Annotated in this window: 1 pseudogene; it reads right to left on the bottom strand. The window is 60.4% G+C overall.

Annotated features, from left to right (window positions below):
* Positions 1–366 (bottom strand): annotated as a pseudogene (locus A5733_RS22505) (tyrosine recombinase); the annotation flags it as partial.
* Between the last annotated feature and the right edge of the window lie 376 nt (positions 367–742).

The following is a 742-nucleotide window of genomic DNA, read 5'->3' as shown; positions in this document are numbered from 1 at the left end:
GACAGTCCGGGCGATGAGGTCGAAGTCCTCGCCTTTGACCTTGGCGATCTCGTGGGCGCGGAATCCCTCGAAGGCCGCGAGCAGCAGCATGGCGCGCGTCTTGCGGCGGGCCCGGACCTTGAGTAGTCGCTGGATGCCATCGTTGGTGGTTGGGTGTGGGATGCCCTTGGATCGCTTTGGCGGGTCGATCATGACCATCGGGTTGTCGATGCGTTGCCCCGTCTTCTGGAGCCAGCGAAACCATGCGGCCAACGCGGTGTAGTAGGTCCATCGCGTGTTTGCTGACCAGTCGCCACCCTCGGCGAGCCAGGTAACGATCTGTTCGATATCGGCCTGCTCGGGTGCGACGTTGCACCAGTCGGCCATTCGTCGCACGATGGCGGTGCGTTCGTCGACCGTGCGGCGAGACAGCGATTGTGCGAATTGCCATGTACGCCAAGTGGTTAACACGGGATACAGCCCCCTCAAATCAGCTTTTTGACTACGGGGTAACTGTTGCACTCGCGACATGAAGATCACCTATCAATCGGCAACGGAACGACTACAGGTTCGACACGAGACCATCACGATCAGCGTGCCGAAGTTGTGTTAGCCAGGGCCCGTGATGTTGCGGGCCAGGACGATCACGCCCCGATTGGTTCCGTGAAGGGGTCAACCGGGACTGGCAGACATGCCGGGAAGGGCAGGACCGGGGATAGTTCGCCGGTAGAGCCGTTATCGGTTGACCAGTAATGAATAGGTC

The organism is Mycobacterium sp. NS-7484, assembly GCF_001953975.1.
Classification (GTDB): domain Bacteria; phylum Actinomycetota; class Actinomycetes; order Mycobacteriales; family Mycobacteriaceae; genus Mycobacterium.
This window is presented reverse-complemented; position numbering and strand designations above follow the sequence as displayed.